The sequence below is a fragment of the Pseudomonas sp. Pse35 genome, assembly GCF_024519715.1.
GTDB lineage: Bacteria > Pseudomonadota > Gammaproteobacteria > Pseudomonadales > Pseudomonadaceae > Aquipseudomonas > Aquipseudomonas paracarnis.
Genome location: NZ_JALJRP010000042.1, coordinates 19,554 through 40,016 on the forward strand (window position 1 = coordinate 19,554; position 20,463 = coordinate 40,016).

The 20,463-nt window shown below is 60.7% G+C and carries 16 protein-coding genes; 10 read left to right on the forward strand and 6 right to left on the reverse strand.

Going from position 1 to position 20,463, the window contains the following annotated elements; all coding sequences use genetic code 11:
- Window positions 1–124: 124 nt before the first annotated feature.
- The 3 genes from OC445_RS24425 (at window position 125) to OC445_RS24435 (ending at window position 2,637) form a co-directional block, all read left to right on the forward strand.
- On the forward strand, window positions 125–754 hold the full coding sequence (locus tag OC445_RS24425) for a TetR/AcrR family transcriptional regulator (protein WP_054898552.1): 630 nt from the start codon (window positions 125–127) through the stop codon (window positions 752–754).
- Entirely contained in the window at window positions 751–1,428 is a 678-nt protein-coding gene (locus OC445_RS24430) for a type 1 glutamine amidotransferase domain-containing protein (RefSeq protein ID WP_054898551.1), read from the forward strand. The genes OC445_RS24425 and OC445_RS24430 overlap by 4 nt, the downstream gene beginning before the upstream one ends.
- A gap of 78 nt (window positions 1,429–1,506) precedes the next feature.
- Complete coding sequence (locus tag OC445_RS24435) at window positions 1,507–2,637, forward strand: alkene reductase (protein ID WP_198791188.1); 1,131 nt, start codon at window positions 1,507–1,509, stop codon at window positions 2,635–2,637.
- A gap of 185 nt (window positions 2,638–2,822) precedes the next feature.
- Here OC445_RS24435 and OC445_RS24440 read toward each other — a convergent pair whose 3' ends face one another.
- Window positions 2,823–3,821, reverse strand: a complete 999-nt coding sequence (locus tag OC445_RS24440; RefSeq protein WP_054918707.1) for an NAD(P)H-quinone oxidoreductase — start codon at window positions 3,819–3,821, stop codon at window positions 2,823–2,825.
- A 183-nt stretch (window positions 3,822–4,004) separates the two neighbouring features.
- Between OC445_RS24440 and OC445_RS24445 the strand changes: the two genes are divergently transcribed.
- Window positions 4,005–4,391 carry a DoxX family protein gene (locus tag OC445_RS24445; RefSeq protein WP_034127298.1) on the forward strand — a complete coding sequence of 129 codons (387 nt, stop codon included), beginning with the start codon at window positions 4,005–4,007 and terminating at the stop codon, window positions 4,389–4,391.
- Between the two features lie 150 nt (window positions 4,392–4,541).
- On the opposite strand, the gene OC445_RS24450 is transcribed toward OC445_RS24445, so the two are convergent.
- The 4 genes from OC445_RS24450 to OC445_RS24465 form a co-directional block, all read right to left on the reverse strand.
- On the reverse strand, window positions 4,542–5,360 hold the full coding sequence (locus OC445_RS24450; RefSeq protein WP_181124197.1) for an alpha/beta fold hydrolase: 819 nt from the start codon (window positions 5,358–5,360) through the stop codon (window positions 4,542–4,544).
- 93 nt (window positions 5,361–5,453) lie between these two features.
- Window positions 5,454–6,845, reverse strand: a complete 1,392-nt coding sequence (locus OC445_RS24455; RefSeq protein ID WP_198791190.1) for an alginate export family protein — start codon at window positions 6,843–6,845, stop codon at window positions 5,454–5,456.
- Entirely contained in the window at window positions 6,842–7,738 is an 897-nt protein-coding gene (locus OC445_RS24460) for a VOC family protein (protein WP_198791191.1), read from the reverse strand. Before OC445_RS24460 ends, OC445_RS24455 begins: the two co-directional genes overlap by 4 nt.
- Before the next feature lie 792 nt (window positions 7,739–8,530).
- Window positions 8,531–9,103 (reverse strand): LuxR C-terminal-related transcriptional regulator, encoded by a 573-nt coding sequence (locus OC445_RS24465; RefSeq protein ID WP_003190613.1) that lies wholly within the window; start codon window positions 9,101–9,103, stop codon window positions 8,531–8,533.
- A gap of 130 nt (window positions 9,104–9,233) precedes the next feature.
- Between OC445_RS24465 and OC445_RS24470 the strand changes: the two genes are divergently transcribed.
- Genes OC445_RS24470 through OC445_RS24480 form a run of 3 tightly spaced genes read left to right on the forward strand, consistent with a single transcriptional unit; the run spans window position 9,234 to window position 13,298 of the window.
- The gene (locus OC445_RS24470; protein WP_054898545.1) at window positions 9,234–10,412 is read left to right on the forward strand and encodes an acetyl-CoA acetyltransferase; all 1,179 of its coding nucleotides are present in this window, start codon (window positions 9,234–9,236) and stop codon (window positions 10,410–10,412) included.
- Between the two features lie 3 nt (window positions 10,413–10,415).
- Entirely contained in the window at window positions 10,416–11,945 is a 1,530-nt protein-coding gene (locus tag OC445_RS24475; RefSeq protein WP_054898544.1) for a class I adenylate-forming enzyme family protein, read from the forward strand.
- A 33-nt stretch (window positions 11,946–11,978) separates the two neighbouring features.
- Window positions 11,979–13,298, forward strand: a complete 1,320-nt coding sequence (locus OC445_RS24480) for an MFS transporter (RefSeq protein WP_054918699.1) — start codon at window positions 11,979–11,981, stop codon at window positions 13,296–13,298.
- 62 nt (window positions 13,299–13,360) lie between these two features.
- Here the strand turns inward: OC445_RS24480 and OC445_RS24485 are convergent, their stop codons facing one another.
- Window positions 13,361–17,917, reverse strand: a complete 4,557-nt coding sequence (locus OC445_RS24485; protein WP_262020395.1) for a DUF6543 domain-containing protein — start codon at window positions 17,915–17,917, stop codon at window positions 13,361–13,363.
- Between the two features lie 216 nt (window positions 17,918–18,133).
- Here OC445_RS24485 and OC445_RS24490 point away from each other — a divergent pair, with 216 nt between their 5' ends.
- The 3 genes from OC445_RS24490 to OC445_RS24500 are packed head-to-tail and all read left to right on the forward strand — an operon-like array spanning window position 18,134 to window position 20,216.
- Window positions 18,134–18,688 (forward strand): histidine phosphatase family protein, encoded by a 555-nt coding sequence (locus tag OC445_RS24490; protein WP_034127306.1) that lies wholly within the window; start codon window positions 18,134–18,136, stop codon window positions 18,686–18,688.
- A 45-nt stretch (window positions 18,689–18,733) separates the two neighbouring features.
- Window positions 18,734–19,489, forward strand: a complete 756-nt coding sequence (cobF, locus tag OC445_RS24495; RefSeq protein ID WP_054898541.1) for a precorrin-6A synthase (deacetylating) — start codon at window positions 18,734–18,736, stop codon at window positions 19,487–19,489.
- 10 nt (window positions 19,490–19,499) lie between these two features.
- Window positions 19,500–20,216: an alpha/beta hydrolase gene (locus tag OC445_RS24500; protein ID WP_198791193.1), complete on the forward strand. Its 717-nt coding sequence runs from the start codon at window positions 19,500–19,502 to the stop codon at window positions 20,214–20,216.
- The last annotated feature ends 247 nt before the right edge of the window (window positions 20,217–20,463 follow it).

Here is a 20,463-nt window from a genome sequence, read left to right on the forward strand (position 1 = left end):
CAAACGGCAACCGACTTTCGTGCGTGTCCGGAATCCTTGCGGATATGACATTGTGAGCCAATGCCGCGCTGCCTAACATGAGCCCAACGCACTAGACGACTGGTCTAATCGCAGAGGGGCAAGCATGAGCAACGCAAGCAGCAGTGCGCGGCAAGCGATTCTTGAACGGGCGCAATCCATTGTCGGGGCCAAGGGGTTTTCGGCGGTGGGCTTGAACGAGATCCTTCAAGCGGCGCAAGTGCCCAAGGGCTCGTTTTATCACTACTTCAACTCCAAAGATGCCTTTGGCGTGGTGTTACTCGATACCTATTTCGACCACTACGTCGAGGGCATGCAGCAGCTGTTCGATCAGCCGGGATTGACCCACCACGCCAAGCTGATGCGTTATTGGCAAGGCTGGATCGACAACCACACCGGCTGCACCGACGCCGGCAAATGCCTGGCCGTGAAGCTTGGGGCGGAGGTCTCCGATCTGTCAGAACCCATGCGGCTGGCGCTGCAACGCGGTACTTCGCGCACCATCGACTTGCTTGCCGTGGCCCTTCAACGCGGCGTCGAAGACGGCTCGCTCAGGTTCGAGCAGGCCCCCGAAAGCCTGGCTAGGCGTTTGTATGCGCTATGGTTGGGAACCAGCGTCATGGGCAAGATCACCCGTACCACCGCGCCGTTCACCGAGGCGCTGCTGCTGACCCAACAGTTGTTGGGCAGCCCTGAAAACCCTGTTATTCACATCGATCGAGGCACTGGAAAATGAAAGTATTAATGGTACTGACCTCTCACGACCAGCTTGGCGATACCGGGCGCAAGACCGGCTTCTGGCTCGAAGAATTCGCCGCACCTTATTACGCGTTCAAGGACGCTGGCGCCGAAGTGGTGCTGGCTTCTCCGGCCGGCGGCCAGCCGCCGTTGGACCCCAAGAGCGATGAACCGGATGCGCAAACCGAGCAGACCGAGCGCTTCGGCAAAGACCCGGCTGCGCAGCAAGCCCTGGCGACCACCGTGAAGCTGGACTCGGTCAATGCCGCCGACTTCGACACCGTGTTCTACCCAGGCGGCCACGGTCCGCTGTGGGACCTGGCGGAGTCGCCGGTGTCCATCGCGCTGATCGAAGCTTTCGAGCGGGCCGGCAAGCCCGTTGGCTTTGTGTGCCATGCACCGGGTGCCTTGCGTCACGTCAAGGCAGTTAACGGTGAGCCGTTGATCAAGGGCCGCCGCGTCACCGGGTTCTCCAATTCGGAAGAGGCCGCTGTGCAGTTGACCGAGGTCGTGCCGTTCCTGATTGAAGATGAATTCCGTAAATTGGGCGGCCTGTATGAGAAGGGCGCCGACTGGCAATCCTTCGTCATTGTCGACGGTTTGCTGGTGACTGGGCAAAACCCAGGCAGCTCCAGCGAAGTGGCCAAGGCCCTGCTGACACTCTGCGCTTAAATTAATCAACCGATCTACGCGGTGGCGACTCCCAGGAGTCGCCACGGTTTTCGTTCGTCCTGAATTTGGAATATCGCCGTGCCTGACTGCATCTTGAACACCCCGATCAAGCTGGGGCATCACCGCTTGAACAACCGTGTGGTACTGCCACCGCTGACCCGCCAGCGCAGCGCCCAGCCGGGTAATATCGCCACCGACCTGATGGCCGAGTATTACCGTCAGCGGGCCAGTGCCGGGTTCATGGTCAGCGAGGGTACGCAGATCGAACCTCGGGGCCAGGGCTACGCCTGGACGCCGGGCATTCATACACCGGCGCAAATCGAGGGTTGGCGCAAAGTCACTGCAGCGGTGCATGCCGAGGGTGGTGTAATCTTCGCCCAGCTATGGCACGTGGGGCGGGTGTCCCATAACGCGCTGCAACCTGACGGTGGAGCCCCGGTGGGCCCGTCTGCGCTGCCGGCGTTGCAAGCCAAAGCCTTCATTGAAACCGGGCCGGGTAGGGGGGAACTGGTGCAGCCACCCGTCCCGCGTGCCTTGACCACGCTGGAAATCGAAGAGCTGGTCGGGCACTACGCCCAGGCTGCGCGCAATGCCCTGGACGCCGGGTTCGACGGCGTGGAAATTCACGCGGCCAACGGCTACCTCGTTAACCAGTTCATCTCGGCCCATTCCAACCTCCGTGAGGATGAGTACGGCGGCTCGCTGGACAATCGCCTGCGCTTGCTGCGCGAGATTGTCGAAGCGGTGTGCAAAGTGGTGGGGCCGGAACGCCTGGGCGTGCGCTTTTCGCCGCTGTTCAGTGGCACCGATCAGGACCGGGTCTACATCGGCCTGGTGGAAGAAGACCCGCACCTTACCTATATCGAAGCGATCAAAGTGCTGGAAGCGTCGGACCTCGCCTATGTGTCCATTGCCGAGGCCGACTGGGACAACGCCCCCGACCTGCCCGACACATTTCGCCAGGCCGTGCGCGCCACCTTCAGCGGCAGGATCATCTACGCCGGGCGCTACACCGCCGAGCGCGGCGCACGGCTGGTAGAGGCCGGGTTGGCGGACTTGATCGCCTTTGGACGGCCCTTCATTGCCAACCCGGACTTGCCCCAGCGGCTGTTCAATGGCTGGCCGTTGAATGCGTTGAAGGCCGAAGGCTTGTATGGCGGGACACAGGCGGGGTATGTGGATTATCCGGTGTATGCCCAACAGCCGTGATAGCCCATGATGGCCTGTGTTTTATCCAGGGTGGGAGGAGGCTTGCCCTAACGCCGGTCAGTTAAACGAACGCTATGCTCGAAGTAATGAAGATCAAATGTGGGAGCTGGCTTGCCTGCGAAAGCGGTCGTGCAGTAACAGATACAGTGACTGACACACCACCTTCGCGGGCAAGTCGAATCGCCTCACTCCACCCGCAACACAATCTTGCCGATATGATCCCCACCTTCCATCCGCGCATGGGCCTGGGCGGCGTCGGTGTAGGCGTAGACCTGGTCGATAATCGGCAGGCAGCGCCCGGCACTGAGTACCGGCCACACGTGTTCGCGCAGTTGCTGGGCAATCTCGGCCTTTTCTTCCCGCGTGCGGGCCCGCAGCAGCGAGCCGGTGATCACCGCGCGTTTGCCGAGGATGGTCAGCAGGTCAACGTCGTTGGCCTTGGCGCCACCGAGGAAACCGAGGATCACCAGGTGGCCGTCCATGCCCAGGGCCTTGAGGTTATTGTTCAGGTACGAGGCGCCCATGATGTCGAGGATCACGTTGACGCCTTTGCCATCGGTCTGTTTGGCGATGACCTCGGCAAATGCCTGTTCGCGGTAGTTGATCGGCTCGGCACCGAGCTTGGCAATCGCCGCGCATTTGTCGGCGCTGCCCGCCGTGGCGAATGCCTGGATGCCGAACTCCTGGCAAAGCATCAACGCGGTGGTGCCGATGCCGCTGGTGCCGCCGTGGATCAAGGCGCGCTGGCCTTTGCGGGCACCGCCGAGACCGAACAGGTTGGCCCAGACCGTAAAGAACGTTTCCGGCACGGCAGCGGCCTGAATCCAGTCCATGCCTGCGGGGATCGGCAGCGCCTGGCTGGCCGGCACCGCGCAATACTGCGCATAGCCGCCGCCATTGGTCAGGGCGCAAACCTTGTCGCCCAGGCTGTATTCGTTCACGCCAGTGCCCAGCGCCACCACTTCACCGGCCACTTCCAACCCCGGAATCGGGCTCATGCCGGGCTTCATCGGGTATTTACCCGCGCGCTGCAAGGCGTCTGGGCGGTTGACCCCGGCGGCGTGCACGCGAATCAGAATCTCGCCCGGCCCGGCCACTGGCACGTCGGCGCTGCGCGGCTGCAAGACCTCGGGCCCGCCAGGGGTGGTGATTTCGATCAGGGTCATTTCTTGTGGAAGCGTCATGGAAAAGTTCCTGTAGCGATGAGCGTATGGGTTGGGACCGTAGCGCGGGGTCGGCAGTTCAGCAAGATCATGCCGGGTTCTTCGGGCAATGCAAACGCAGGCTTTCAGCACAAGCCTGCAAGTGCGTCGGCGTGGCTTCGGACACACTGGCTGCCGCTCATTTTTGACGGACACAGGTGGCGTATGAACGAAGCGAGAAATCAGGATATCGGGTTGTTGTTCCTGCGGGTCAGCGGGGCGTTGTTCCTGCTGTGGGTGCATGGGTTGCCCAAGTTGCTCCACTACAGCGAGCAATTGAAGCTGATCGAGGACCCGTTTCACTTGGGCGCCCATGTCACGTTGCTGCTGGCGATCTTTGCCGAGGTGCTGTGCCCGCTGCTGATCGTCGCGGGCGTGCTGGTGCGCCTGGCGTGCCTGCCGATCCTGGCGGTGCTGGTCATCGCGTTGCTGGTGGTGCACCCGGAGTGGACGCTGTTCGAAGGGCAGTTCGGCTGGCTGCTGTTGATCATCTTTACCAGCGTGCTGATCGCAGGGCCGGGGCGGCTGGTGCTGAGCCAGCGCTTTGCCTGAACAAAAAAGGCCGGGCTCGCCCGGCCTTCTGCCTTCTGTAGGAGCGAGCTTGCTCGCGAAAAACGCATAGGCGCCGCGTTCATTCAGCAAGCACGCGTTATCGTTGACGTTCTTCGCGAGCAAGCTCGCTCCTACAGGGGCATCAAGATGTCAACGGTTCAGGAATCCCAACAGGTCTTCATTGAGCTGTTGAGCGTGGGTCACGGCAAACCCGTGAGGCGCATCCTTGTACACCTTCAGTTGCGCGCCCTTGATCATTTCAGCAGCCACCTTGCCGGTGGTTTCGAACGGCACGATCTGGTCGCCGTCGCCATGGATCACCAGGGTCGGCACGTCGATTTTGGCCATGTCCGGGCGGAAGTCGGTTTGCGAAAACGCGGTGACGCAATCCACGGTGGATTTGAGCGACGCGAGCATGGCGATCTGCAGGGTTTGGCTGAGCACACCCTCCGAAACGTGCTGGCCTTTATTGAGACCGAAGAATGGCGTGTTGAAGTCGCTGATGAACTGCGCACGATCCTTCAACAGGCCGGCCTTGATGCCATCGAACACCTCGCCTGGCACGCCTTGGGAGTAGTCGGCTTGCTGGCCGAAGATCGGCGTGACCGCGCCCAACAACACCAGGCCGGCGACACGGGCACTGCCGTGGCGGGCGATGTAGCGCGCCACGTCACCGCCACCCATGGAGAAGCCCACCAGGGTCACGTCCTGTAGGTCAAGGTGTTCGATCAACTGGGCGATATCGTCAGCGAAGGTGTCGTAGTCGTTACCGGTCCATGGCTGGTCCGAGCGGCCAAAACCACGACGGTCAAAGGCAATGGTGCGAAAGCCGCGGCTGCTCAGGTATTCCATCTGGTATTCCCACATGTCCGCATCCAGCGGCCAGCCGTGGCTGAACAGCACGGGCTTACCGCTGCCCCAGTCCTTGAAGTAGATCTGGGTACCGTCTTTGGCAACGAATGTGCTCATCTGAAACTCCTTGCAGGGCTGAAAAAGGGCGGTGAAAAAACCGCATCACTATTGCCGTAAACCTGAGCTCAGGCTTGTATGGGTGTGCTTGTCTCACCAACTGAACTTGAGCTCCATGCCCAGGTAATTGCTGTCGTGCCCACCGGCATCGCGCAGGGTCTGGCCGATCGCGTAGTGCACGGCCTCGACCGCACCGCTGAGGTTGGGCGTAAAGGCGTAGTCGGTGCGCAGTTGGCCGTAGGCGCCGGTCCAGCGCTCACCTTGGCCCGCCGTGCCAGCCACGGGCAGGTTGGGCTGGGTGTAGACGGCGTCTGCGGTGGTCTGCCGCCACAGCAGGCCGACAGCGGTTTGCACGCTGAGCTTGGCGAGGGGCTTGACGGTAATCGACGGCTTGACGTGGATCAGGTTGCTGTAGCCGGTATAGCCCGCCAGGGAAAAGTAATAGCCATTGGGGAACAGCGGGTTGAAGGTGCCGACCCGGCCGTCACCGGCCTGGCAGTCACCGGAAGCGATATCCAGTTGCAGGCCGATACGCGGCTTCCAGGCCAGCGTGTCAAAGGTGTAGCCGGTGCGGCTGCCACCGGCCCAGGCGCGAATCGTCTTGCTGCCCACCGAGCCGCGTTGCAGCATGGCTTCGACGTCCCAGTCGAAACCCTGGGCTGCGCCACCGAGGCGGGCGTCCAGCAACTGGCGCGTCTCTTCGCCATCGGCGTCCAGGTAATGGGCGGCACTGCGCTCGTACACGCCGTAATAGGCCGACAGCTCATTGGTGCCGCCCACCAGTCGCTCGACCCGTAGCATGTGGAAGCGCGCGTCGCTGTTGGACTTATCGTCGAAATGCCGGCCATCCTGGTACTGCACCGGTTGGCTGGCGATCCCGATGAAGCGCCATTGCGGCGTTTCCCAGTCCGCCCACAACGCATCGAAGGACTGCCGCACATTCGGGCCGTCCCGTGACGAGATGAAACGCTGCAAGTCGAAGGCGAAATCCTGGCGGCCAGCCCGTGCCTTGAAGGTGCCAGCGCTGAAGGTCTTCACGTATTCGGCAAAGGCCAGGCGCAGGTCGACGCGGTTCTGGTCGGCACCGCCAATGGTGGTCTTGTCATAGGCCCGCACATCTTCCAACTGGGTGAACAGCCGCCAGTGTTCGTTCAGGTGCAAGTCGGCGTGCACCTGAAAGCGCTGGATCAGGTAGCGGTCACGCGGTACATCCCGCACGCCGAACCCGCTGGCGTCGTTCATCTCGAAACGTTCACGCAAGGTTGCGCCCAACGACAAGTAGGTGAACGGGTTGGCGGCGGACAGTGGGATGTACTTGAGGTTGTCCAGCGGTTGCGTGCGCAATGCCGGGTCCTTGAGCACAGACCAGTCTTCCTGCCAGCGGTTGGCCTTGATCGCCGGGCGTACCAGCTGGTCGTCGGCCTGCACGCTGCCAGCAAGCAACGGCCACAGCACAGCCAGGCTCCAGCCTGCGTGACGAATCATTTTGCCGCGCTGAGTTGGTGGATTTCTGCGACATAACCGCCCGGGAACTCCACCAACGCACTGCGCCGACCTTTGCTGTCGAACGCCGGCACCAGCACTGTGGCGCCAGAGCCAGTGGCCTTGCCCAGGGTGGCGGCGAGGTCGTTGACCTGGTAACCGGTGGTGTCGTGGCCGAACGGGTAGGGCAGTTGGCCGTTGGAGACCAGCACCGCCATGCGCCCGAACGGCGATTCGATCTCGACGCGGCGGTAGTGGCCGCCGGCCTGGCCGACATCAACCCCAGGGGCGTGCTTGTCGTCGCTCACTACCTTGCCGTGGGAGAAACCCAGGAATGCCTTGATAAACCGCTCGGCGCTGTCGTTGGACACATACACACGGTTTTCCGGCACGGTGTCGAAGGCGGCGTAATCCGGGGTCTTGGTGTGCCAGTAGAGCTGCATGTTCACACCGCCCGGCCATTGCACCACGGCATCACGGCCGATGGGGTCGGGGAAATCGCTGACGATTACGTCGGCGCCATTTTCACGCGCGGCCTTGAGGGCCACGTCCATGTCCTTGACCAGATAGCCGTTGCGTTCCTGGCCGAACGGGTGAGGCACGGGGGTGGTAAAGCCGAACAACGACACGGTGCCCGCCGGGGTCTGGAGCAATTGCGAGGTGGTGCTGCTCGGCACCGGCAGCACGTTGACCACGACCTGGGGCGTGCTTTTGCCGCCGAAGGTGGCGAGGAAACTCTGGGCAAAACGGTCCACATCGGCCGGTGCCACATACACATGGCTGGTGTCGTACTGCGGCGCCACGGCCACGTTCGGGGTGGCGGCAAACGCGTTGCTCATCATCGCACTTGCCAGCAGCGTCAATGCCAGCGATACCTTGGTTGCTGTGTTACCCATGCCCGTTCTCCAGCGCTTCTGAGGGTTCGAAAGCCGTGAGGTTAGGGGGGCAGGGCGGTGGGGAATTGTATGGACGTGCTCGGTTGAACGTTTCAGCTAAGCGGCCCAGAAAGCCGACGCCTGTCTACCTGACGCCCCTCAATCCAAATATGGAAGCTGGCTTGCCTGAGATGACGGCCAGCCAGCCGACGCTTCTCTAGCTGACACCCCACGATCAAACTGTGGGAGCTGGCTTGCCTGCGAAGGCGGCCTGAGAGCCGACCATAATCTTGGATCAGACCGTGTACATATCCATTATTTAGGTCATGGCTGCTTATGGTTCCGCTTTTACAGCGGCTCACTTTTGAAAAGCGCAAAAGTAAGCAAAACGCTCTTGCCCCACCACTCGGCACCTCGCTTAGGCTCGGTGTGCCCTCACTCCGGCTTGAATCCGTGGGCCGCCGTCATGGGCCATCCTTGGCCCAGGACGGCTAACCCGGCGTCCTGCCGGGTTACCCACGAATTCAAGCCTGCGTTCGGCCAGCGTGGTTTAACGGGGCGCCTGAGATTAAGATCAAAAGCAGATCAAGAGCGGCTCGCTTCGCATCGTAGTTACCGGTGGCTGCGTAGGTACCTATGCTGCGATGACGACGTTTCAGTCACTGCATCTATTACTGCACGACCGCTTTCGCAGGCAAGCCAGCTCCCACATTTGATCTTCGTTGCGTTGGGCATTGCGTTCGCTTAACTGTTCGGCATTGGAGCTGCCCACACATTTGGATGGCGGGGCATCGGTTAAACAGCCTTTATCTGTCAGGCCACCATAATGATCTTCGACACCAACTCCACCACCGTCTTGGCCTGCAGTTTCTTCATCAACCGCGCCCGGTGCACCTCAACGGTGCGGTGGGAGATCGCCAGGCGCAGGGCAATTTCTTTGGATTTGAACCCGTTGACGATGTGCATGGCGATTTCCCGCTCCCGGGGCGTGAGGTCGCCGGTGCCCTGGTGCATGCGGTCCAGGCGTTCGAAGTGCCAGATCATCAGCTTGAACGGGTCTTTGGGGGTGAGGGTGTAGCCGTGGGACTTGGCCCAGAATACTTCGCCGTTGTGGTGCTGCATGAAGCGTTCATCGGAATAAAAGCCGTTGTCGCTGTCGAGCAGCCAGTCATGGCTGCGCTTGCCGATGGCGTGGTAGTCGGCCTGAGACGGGTAGATCAGCAGAGTCAGCTGGTTGACCAGTGCGTCGCGCGTATAGCCGAACAGCTTCAGGAAAGCGTCGTTGCAGTCCAGTATCACGCGGTCGCTGGTGACGATCTGCGGGGCAGGGGACAGCTTGAACGCCAGGCGTTCGAGGTCGGGAAATTGCTGGGCTAGCGCGGTCATGGGGCATCCTGCCTCGTTGTTCAATGCCCTGGGGCGCTACTTACCCGTGTAAGTAGTTACACGAATTGGCGCACGATCAGGGGTGGGTCATTGTAAGTCAAGTCCGAATCAAGAACAGAAGAAATTGATTATGCCTGCTGATTGCGTCTCCATTGTTGCCGCTGGTCACTCCCGCTTTGGTCGCCTGGAAGGCACGACGCTGGAAGACCTGATCGTCCAGGTTACCCGAGAAGCCCTGAGCGACGCCGAGATTGATGCGTCGCAAATCGATGCGTTGTTCCTCGGCCATTTCAACTCGGGGCTGGTGCCCGACGGGTTTGCCGCTTCATTGCTATTGCAAGCCGACCCCGGGCTGCGCTTCAAACCGGCTACTCGCTGTGAAAACGCCTGTGCGTCCGGCTCGGCAGCGATCCAGGCGGGGGTCAATGCGATCCTCTCCGGCAGTGCTGAGCTGGTGCTGGTGGTGGGCGCCGAGAAGATGACCCACACCAGCACCGCCGCTGTCACCCAAGCCTTGGCCGGGGCCGGCTACCAGAACGACCCGGCCGAAGCCGGCCTGAGTTTCCCCCAGTTGTTCGGCCGCGCCGCCCGTCAATACGCCGAGCGTTACCACTGCCCGCTGGGCTCGATGGCGGCCATCGCTACCAAAAACCACTCCAATGCCATGGCCAACCCGCTGGCGCAGATGCATCGGGAGATGAATTTCGAACACTGCAACAACGTGTCCCAAAGCAACCCGTTCGTGGCTGACTCCCTGCGCCTGACCGATTGCTCGCTGATCAGCGATGGCGCCGCCGCGATCATCCTCGCCTCGCCCAAACGTGCGCGGGCGTTCCGTCGCGAGGTGCAAATCCGGGCGATGACCCAGGTCAACGACACCTTGCCCATCGCCCAGCGTGACATCCTCGCCTTTGAGGGCCCGCAACGCGCGATCCATGCAGCGCTGCGCGGGGCGAATGTGACCCTGGCTGACCTGAGCTTCGCCGAAGTGCACGACTGCTTCACCATTGCCGAGTTGCTGATCTATGAAGCCATGGGCCTGGCGCCCAAGGGCGAAGGCCATCGCGTGCTCGACAGCGGGGTGGTGCGCGCCGGCGGGCGCTTGCCGGTGAACCTTTCCGGCGGGCTCAAGGCCAAGGGACATCCCGTCGGCGCCACGGGGGTGTCCATGCATGCCTTGGCGTTCCGGCAATTGACCGGCGAGCCGATTGGCCTGGCGGTGCCCAACCCGGAGTTCGGCCTGGTGTTCAACATGGGCGGCATGGCGGTGGCCAACTACGCCTCGGTCCTGCAGGCACGCCGGAGCTGAGTCATGAACATTGCCAACTGGCTGCACGACACCCAGCGTCGGGCCCCGCAACGCCCGGCATTGTTCGACGGCAGCGTGCAAGTGGCCGACTACGCCACCTTCGCCGCCCACGTGCGCCAACGCGCCGCGCACCTGGTGGAGCAGCATGGCCTGGTGCCGGGAGACGCGGTGGCGCTGCTGATGAAAAACAGCTGCGACTACCTGGAACTGCTCTACGCCATCTGGTGGATGGGCGGGGTGGCGGTGCCGATCAACGCCAAGCTGCACCCCAGCGAAGCGGCGTGGATTGCCGATAATGCCGAGGCGCGGTTGATCTTTACCGACGGCGGCCAGGTGTTTTCATCGCGGGATTTGCCCGCGCATTGCACGGAATTGGACGGCCACCCGCTGCCGCCCAGCCATGGTTGGCCCAGCCTGGAACAGCCGGTGCCCCGCCAGGATCACGACCTCGCCTGGCTGTTCTATACCTCTGGCACCACCGGGCGCTCCAAGGGCGTGATGCTGTCGCACGGCAACCTGATCGCCATGTCGCTGTGCTACGCCACGGATGTCGATCAAGTGAGCGCCGACGATGCGGCGCTGTATGCCGCGCCCATGTCCCACGGCGCCGGCCTGTACAACTTCATCCATGTGCGCTGCGGCGCCCGCCATGTGGTGCCGGCCTCCCATGGCTTCGATGCCGCCGAGCTGTTCGGGCTGGCCGAGCACATGGGCCAGGTGTCGCTGTTTGCTGCGCCGACCATGGTCAAGCGCATGGTCGAACAGGCCCGGCGCCAGGATTATCACGGCGCCGGCATCAAGACCATCGTCTACGGCGGCGGCCCCATGTACCTCGCCGACCTGCGCGAAGCAGTCGACACCTTCGGCCCGCGCCTGGTGCAGATCTACGGCCAGGGCGAGAGCCCGATGACCATCAGCGTCTTGCCCCGCGCCTTGATCGCCGAGCGCCAGCGCCCCGACTGGGCCACCCTGGCCGCCTCGGTGGGCCACGCGCAAGCCTGTGTCGAGATCCGCATTCTCGATGCCGAGCACCAGCCACTGCCCACCGGCGAGCGCGGTGAAATCGCGGTGCGTGGCGCCACGGTGATGCAGGGCTACTGGCGCAACCCGCAGGCCACGCGCCAGACGCTGGTGGACGGTTGGCTGCTGACCGGCGACATCGGCTACCTCGACCCGGCCGGCTACCTGACCCTGACGGATCGCTCCAAGGACGTGATCATCAGTGGCGGCAGCAACGTGTACCCCCGTGAAGTCGAGGAAGTGCTGGCCCAGCATCCCGAGGTGTTCGAAGTGTGCGTGGTGGGCGAGCCCGACGCGCAATGGGGTGAGTCGGTGGTGGCCTTCGTGGTGACCCGCAGCGGCCAGCCGCTGGACGAAGGCGAGCTGACGACGTGGTTCCTGGCGCGCATGGCCTCGTTCAAAAAGCCGAAAAAATATGTGTGGCGCAGCGATTTGCCGAAGAACAGCTACGGCAAGATTCTCAAGACCGACTTGCGGCATTGGCTGCAAACCGCGAGTATCGCCGCGCTTTAACATGGATCGATAATCAGACAAGGAGTCCCCACGATGGGCAATCCCGCACAAGACACCGTCCGCAAGCGCCGCCGTGCGTTTCTGGGCGCCACCTCCGGCCACTTGATCGAGTGGTACGACTACGGCGTCTATGGCTTTCTCGCGGTCTATATCGGCCAGGCGTTCTTCGTCTCCGATGACCCCACCACCAGCCTGTTGGCCAGCTTTGCTGCGTTTGCGCTGAGCTTTTTTATCCGCCCTTTGGGTGGGCTGTTCTTCGGCCCGCTGGCAGACAAGATCGGCCGGCGCAAAACCCTGATCATGGCGCTGGTGATGATGACCGGCTCCACGGTGATGCTGGGCCTGTTGCCGACCTACGCCAGCCTGGGCATCGCCGCACCGATCCTGTTGATCCTGGTGCGCTGCGTGCAGGGCTTCTCGGCGGGCGGCGAAATCGGTACGGTCACCAGCTTCATCTCTGAATACGCCGGCCCCGGTCGCCGTGGCTTTGCCACCTGCTGGCTGATGGTCACCGCCGTGCTCGGCCTGCTGCTCGGTGGCGCCGTGGCCAACGGCATGACCTGGGTGCTGGGCGCCGAGGTCATGCAGGAATGGGCCTGGCGCGTACCGTTCCTGATCGCCGCGCCCCTGGGCTTTATTTCCATGTACATTCGCCTCAAGCTCGAAGACAGCCCCGAGTTCCTCGCCCTGCAACGCGCCGGGCAAACTTCGCGGGCGCCGCTGCGTGAGGTCTGGCAGTGGAAGCGGGCGATTGCCCTGGTGTTCTTTATCATCACCTTGCACAGCTCGATCTTTTACCTGGTGCTGACGTTCGCCTCGACCTACATGGCCAAGATCCTCAAGTTCGACAGCGGCACCACCTTGCTCTACGTGTTCGTCGCCAGCTTCTCGGCGGCTTTCGTGATGCCGTTTGGCGGGGCCTTTACCGATAAATACGGGCGCAAGCCGTTCCTGATGGTGATCGGCACGCTGGCGACCCTGGCGATGTTCTGGCTGTTCAAATCCGCCCCTACCGCCACCCCGGCGACCTTCTTCGCGCCGTTGATGGCGGTGGCGATTCTGTTCGGGCTGTACGCGTCGTCAACCTATGCGTTGATGAGTGAGCTGTTGCCGACGCGGATTCGCTCCACTGGGATTGCCGTGGCGTATAACGTGCCCGTCGCGGTGTTTGGCGGCAGTGCGCCGTTGATTTCCACCTGGCTGATCAAGGTGACAGGCGATATTACTTCGCCGTGGTATTTCTATGTAGCGACCGGGGTGGTGTCGTTGGTAGCGCTGGTGGTGTTGCGCAAGGAGGACTTCGTGGTCGGTGCCACGCCTAGGGTGGCGTCTGCGAAAACGGCGCTGGCCTGACGCCGTGTTTGCATATTGGTAATCAAACGGCAGGGTTGTGTTGGCAAACCTGCCGCAACAGGCTATCGGGCTGAATTGGCTGGCAACACGTGGGCCGCGTCCCGGGCAGGGTAGGAGTAATGTGGCCGGTAATCGACAAGTTCTTGAACCATCTCAGGCTCTTTCTGGGTGCCAATATTGAATCGCAGCAGCGTTCCTGATGTCTTTTCCACCGTATTAAGGTGGTTGTTCTTGGCAAAATCCAACTTCACTTTCGAGTCAGCGAGCAACTTTATGTCGCGTGGAGAAAGCGTGGGGTATTTCGCTTTGAATTCCCGATAGTACGTTTTGAACAGGCCTATTGGGTCTTTGCCCAAAAAATAATCCATGTGCACAGGACCTGCGAATGACTTGGTGGGTATGTTGGTCAGGTTGGAGATTTCATCACCCAGCGAGTTCGGGCCGTTTGCGCCGGAATAGCAGACGCGAAGCACAATGTTTTTATATTTGCTGAAGTCAATTTTTTCCGCACGAAGTTTATTGACGATGTCTTGCGCCGAATAGAACTTGCCGTTTGCGCCTACGACTTTCGCGGGCTCTCCGATGGCCGGTTCAGTCCCATGTCCGAATATATTGAGTCGTGGGGCGCCTTTGTAAATATCCTCGAAGGTTTGTATGTCGCCATCGATGGCCTTGAAACCCCTCCATGGACCGCCCAACCGAATCACTTCACGTAATGCTGACTCAGGCGAAGGCGCCGCCGGTAAATCACCTACGCGTGTTTCCTGCGGTACCGTATGAATGGCCGCGACTCCAGTACGTGAGGAGGTTTGAGTGGGGTGTGCTCTTGCGAGGTGAAGCATTAACATCGCTATGTTGATGAATAAATCTGTTGCGGCTGCTTCTTTGTTTCCTTCCCTGCTCCCGGCAAGCGTCTTGATATCACTTATGATGCTGTCTGCCTGAAACGGCATACCGATTAAAAAGGCACTCTCTGGCATGAACAGAAATGCCGTATTGAGTAATAGGCCTGCCCCTTCTTTAATCCTTTCCCAGCGACTTTCCCCGTTGGATACGGCTTGGTGTTCGGCCAGCGATGTCAGCGCCCTTGAATTGGCTTCATACAAGTAGTTCATCAGTTGCCCGGTTTGCAGCTCGGACGACAGGTCGTGAGTCGCCAGTGTGGGCGGCGCAGGCGTGAACACGGGCGTATATGTCGGCATATGCGGTTCGCGAAAGCCATCGTGCCTGTAGACGGCGCGGGTTGTCTCATCAGGCAGCCAGGCAAGAATGTCTTTTTGTAGTTCCTTCTGTGTCTGGACAGACTCCATTAGCGCCTGGCGCGAAGGAAACTGCAGCAGGGGGGCGCTGGAATTCAACGGGCGATAAAGAATGTGCGGGCCGACTGTGGTGTCTTTGGGTTCGATCAGGAACATGTTTTCGACCACATCGGGCACCGCGCCGGGCAGGCGCATGAGCGCCAAGGGGCGCACGGTGATTTCGTTGCCATTGACAAACTTCTTCCCTGGCGTTGGATCCAGTATTGCCTGGAGGTAACGAAAACCCATGGCGTTATCGAAGCCAGCCTCGCCTTTGGCCGTAAGTTCCAGGGCCCTCATTTTCAGTTCAATCGGGACTTGCTCGGCGAACAGCGCTTGGCGCCTGGTTTGTTTTTCAGGATCGTCGAGCAGCTCGCGCCTGACTAATTCGGGGTAGTTCTTGCCGGCATCGATTTGCTGAATCAACTTACCCAGTTCGCCCTCTCTTCCGAGCTTGGCTAGATGAATGCCCGTCGGTTTGTGACGCACCTCCACCCGGCCTTTTGGTAATCCTGAAAGGTTGCGTACAAAGGTTTCGGTGAAGGACAGGGTGGTGGTTTGGGTTGATCCGAATCCGCTGGCCGGGGCGCCATAGGGAGTGTGAAAGATGACTTCCAGATCCTTGATGTCATAGTGAAAGAGTGGAGGGTTGAGGGCTTTGATCTGTTCCTGGATATAAGTGCTAATGTCCGGAATATCACTGCCAAAGCTCTTGCCCTTGTGCCGGCGCTCGAAGCCCGCCATCTCCAGAAGCAGGTCATGGTAAATAAAGCGATTGGCATCCGAGGCGGTTTTCGACCATTCGGGACGCTTGAGCCCGGACTCTTGGGATGGTCGCGCCACGATCAGCGCGGGATCAGTGTCGGCGTTGGCGTCCCCGTTGTTAATCATGACGTTCGCTTGCAGGTAGAACGCATCAGCGTCGAAGGCTTTCAGGCTGGGCTTGTTGGTGCGGGTCGGTGGTTGCGCCTCGGGGTTTTGCTGTTCCCAGGCCTGCTGGGCAGCATCCAGGGAAGCATAAGGGGTAACCTTTCCGCTGGGTTCGCACATCAGCACTGCGAGGGTGCGATCCCCAGCCTTGCGTTCGATGAACAGGTTAGGGGTTTGAACGTTCGGGCTGTCTGGGTTGGCCGGGTCAGTGCGGACCATGAAGTGAATGGTTGTCTTGGAGTTGTCTGTGGGGTTGAGGTACCCGTGGGGAAACCTTGCTACCGTATCCAGTGTTTCGCGCTGTATGTCATTGAGACCTGGAGATTTTAAACTGGCCAGGCGCAGGTTGCTGTGCAGCAGTTGGCCGAGCATTGACCGCCGACTACCCGCGTAAATCGGGGTGACACTGAGCGCTGTGTCGGCACTCAGCCCAGGGGCCGGCTCATTGAACGGCGGCTCATTCCAATACGTGATCTTTGCCGCTCGAAGCGTTTCGTTCAGCTTGCCGGGCAACTCGCTCATAGCCTTCTGTAGCGCTGACCTATCGATAGGAAGTGCAGTACCCGCAGGTTTGCCGGTACGGGCGATCACGTCCTCGCGCGTATCGACGAATTTGCCAGCGCTGTCGAAAACCGGCGCGGCGCCTCCAGCGACATGGCTGATGATCATTTCCATCAGCGGTGTTTCAATGTGCTCACCTGGATTGTCCGGATCGGGAACGGCGAACGCCAACTGCTCCACATCGAGGTTCAATGACGCATCGATGGCGTCCTTGAGTAATCCCGATACGACCGATTGCAATCCGGGCCCTGCGTTAAACAGACGGTGGGCGATGTCGCTCACGGGGCTGGCGACGGGCGGCTTGGCGGTGGTTACCGGCGCAGGCGCTTGAACGACAGTAGGTGTTGGAGGGGGTTTGATGCCTGCAAGTGCTTGTAGGGTTGCCTGCTGCAGTTCGCGAATCCCACGCGAGGTGTCAGCAGAAGGGTTGTTTTTTTTCAAGGAGGGGAAGCCATCGCGGATGAGCCCTGCGACTTGTTCGAGCCACTTCTGCTCTGAGCCGGTTTCCCGAGTCACGCCGTAAAAGTCCAGCATCATAGAGAGATCCAGCGCTTGCTGGGTACGAACGGGCCCCTCGTAGACCGAGCCGCTTCTCCCGTATTTTCGGGCTGCGCTTGAAATGTCGGGTTCAAGGGCCGCCCATTGGGGGCAAGTCGACGTGCGCAAAACAATCGATTTACGGCTGCCGTCAGGGTTTCGTACGTAGCCTTCCAACTGGCCTGTCGGCAAGTGGATAAACAAGGATGAAACCTCGAGATTATGTTCTTTCGCAAACGCCAGGAAAGCGGGGCTGGAGAAGCATTTGCCGAACGCCTCGCGTGTGTGTGCGTAGGTAGAGTCGTCAGGCACATTCAGGAGGGGGAGAAAGGTTAGCGACTGATCATCAATGCGCCTTTGATAGCCGATCCTCGTGAGGATTCTGGCACACTCCCGTGCCACTTCCCGATCAGCCGCCTCGACGCGTTCGGCGGGCGTCGGTGTGCGACTGGAGTCGGCAAGTGTGCCGCTGCGTTCAAAGGTGGCTTGGGTGATCGTCTCCTTCGCGCTGCGTTGTGCTTGCCTGGCGCGCAAGGTCTGTTGCGAGATGTCCAATGGCAGGGGGCCGTTGGGGATGACCAGAGAGGGGAATGTGTCGGCTTGCTGGAGTGCCGCGATCACGGCCCGCGGATTGCGCGTAAGCTCGGTTCTAGCGATAGCGTAGAAGTCTCCGACCAGGTAACTGGGAGGCGTGTGTTCGCCGGTGTAGCGGAACCAGGTCGTCGACGGGGCGCCCAGCTCTCTGGCCGCTGCGGCGACGTCCGCCGATGCCTGTGACCAGCCAGGGGTGAACTCCGTGAAGCTGTTGGGGGAGTCATTGATCATGCACGTCATGGTTCCCTCTTGAGGGTTCCAGCTGAAATTGGAAAGGTCGATGTGATGGGCTTTGGCAAAGGTTGCAAACGGCTCTGCCCTGAGCGCCTGGTTAAAACGTGCCCACGCTTGGCCGAAGCTGGAAAAAGGCGGAACCTGGGTGAGGGTCGGGGCGGTGAGTGACTGTCTGTTGGTTGTGAGCTCCTCAGCGACCTGGCCCATCAATGCCGCGCTGAGCTGCTGTGCCAGCTCGGCATCACTCTTTTCCACCAACGTGCTGACGTGTCCTTGAGTGAGCAGAAATTGAGGCGAACTTGGTGCGCGTCTTGAAACGGGCTCGGATCGACCAGGATTTTCCGGCTGCTGAGCGATGTCATACTTCAGCCTTTCATCCGGGTTGACCGGCCACGCAAAGGTGCCTGTTGGCGTTTGTTGCGAAGATGAGGGTGGAACATGGTTCGTGGCTGCCGGGATCGTCATGGAAGTCTCCGTCTATCGTTATGAAAAGCGCGCCTTCTGTGGCGAATTTTCGTGGCTTTTCTGTACGAAGGTGTTCCGTATCCACTTAATACGAAGGGTTACAGCCGCTGATGCGGGGAGCCGTCATGTGTCACAGTCCTTTGCCTGTTCGTTGTGACAGGTTGAAATACGGCGCCGTTTTCCCTGCGCCGCGTCCCTGAACAGAGTGAGGTGCCTATGCAAGCAACCCGATTGACTCTCGTATGTCATGCCGTGACCCCCATGCAAAAGCAGGGGCGGTTTCCCGATGACGAGTCGTTACTGATGGATTGGCAGAATGCGCGGCTGTCACTGACGGATCGGTTCCGCAAAAGTGTGCGCCTGATATGCGGGCCCGAAGCGCGGACTCGCCAGACGGCGACGCTGTTCGGTGACCACGCCGTGGTTGAGCCCGCGTTACGCGATGGCGATTTTGGCCATTGGAAGGGGCAGGACACTGCCCAGCTTGATCGCGATGAATTGATGACTTGGCTCACCGACAGCGCCAGCGCCCCCCATGGCGGCGAGTCGGTGGACCACATTTGCGCGCGCGTGGGCGAATGGATGAGGTCACTGGAGTGCCAACCCGGCCATGTGGTGGCCGTTACACATCCCTTGGTCATCCGCGCTGCAATGCTGTACGTCATGCAATTTCCGGTATCGATGTTCTACCTGATCGATGTCGAACCGCTGTCGCGCACCGAGCTGCGTTTCAACGCGGTCTGGCGCCTGCGCCTGGAAACTCACGCCTGATGCGTTGATCATGGCAAAATCCACGCCCCGCACTGAGAGCAACCCATGAAACGCATCCTGATCATCGGCATTGGCGCCGGCAACCCCGACTACATCACGATGCAGGCCGTGAAGGCGCTGAACCGTACCGACGTGTTCTTCCTGATGGACAAGGGCCAGAGCAAGGACAAGCTGATCGACCTGCGCCGGGAAATCTGCGACACCTATATCACCGAGCCCGGCTACCGTTTTGTCGAGGCCGACTGCCCGGAGCGTGTGCGCGGTGAAATCGACTACACCACCGCTGTGCAGGACCTCAACCGCGATAAGCAGCAGACCTTCGAACGCATGATCAACGAAGAAATGGCTGACGGTGAGGTGGGGGCGTTCCTGGCCTGGGGCGACCCGGCGCTGTACGACAGCACCATCCGCATCTTGCAGGCGATTCTTGCCAGTGGTCGCTGTGTCTTCGAGTTTGAAGTGATCCCCGGCATCACCAGCGTGCAAGCCCTGGCGGCGCAGCACAAGGTGGCGCTCAACCGTATTGGCAAGTCCATCGAAATCACCACTGGGCGCCGGTTGGCGGCGGGGCAGGCGAGTGATGCCGATACCCTGGTGGTCATGCTCGACGCCGAAGATTCCTACCGCAGTGTGGCGGATCAGGACCTGGATATTTACTGGGGCGCCTACCTGGGCACCCCGGACGAGATCCTGATCAGCGGTAAAGTGGCGCATGTGGCAGAAGAGATCGAACGGGTACGCAAGGCGGCGCGCCTGGAAAACGGCTGGATCATGGACACCTATTTGTTGCGCAAACCCTGAGGTAAACCCGATGCTCAAACAACTTGCCCTCGCCTTGGCCCTGGTGGCCGGCGCCGCTCATGCCGACTCCGGCTTGCACACCGACTTGCCTTTGTCCTACCTGGAACAGACCCAGGGTGATGCGCGCAACCAGCCGCTGGTGATCTTCCTGCATGGGTTTGGCAGCAACGAGGAAGATTTGTTTGGCATCAAGGACGCGTTGCCGTCCACCTGGACCTACCTGTCGGTGCGCGCGCCGCTGCCGGAGGAGCCGCAAGGTTATCGTTGGTTCACCAAGACCGATGAGCCTGAGTACAACGGCGAGACTGATGAACTGTTCAGCAGCGCCCGGCTGATCAAGGACTTTGTGCTCAAGGCTACCGCCAAGTACCACACCCAAAGTGATCGGGTGTTCCTGGTGGGGTTCAGCCAGGGCGCGATCATGTCTTACGAGGTGGCCTTGCGTGAACCCGAGTTGGTACGCGGTATCGCTGCGCTCAGTGGCAGCGTGCTACCGGTGCTCAGGTCTGCGCTGAAACCGGATGCGTCCATGGGCAAGCTGGCGATCTTTATCGGCCATGGCACTTTGGACCAGGCGCTGCCCTTCAGCTCGGCCACACGGGCGAACGAGTTGCTGGCGGGGTTGGGGCTCAAGCCGGAGTTTCATGAATACGCGGGGATGAATCACACCATCAGCGAAGCGGAAATCCAGGACTTAAAAGCCTGGCTTGAGAAAAGCCTGAAGTGAAAATGCGGTTAAAAATGTGGGAGCTGGCTTGCCTGCGATAGCCATAGGTATCTACACAACTTCGGCACGACGCTAAATCTGTGGCGAGGGAGCTTGCTCCCGTGACGGCCTGGCAGCCGACACAGATATAACTGATGCCCCGCGATCCAATGTGGGAGCTGGCTTGCCTGCGAAGACGGCCTGGCAGTCAACACAGTTGGACCGTGTACATATCCATTCCTGCGGTAACGGCCACTTAGGGTTCCGC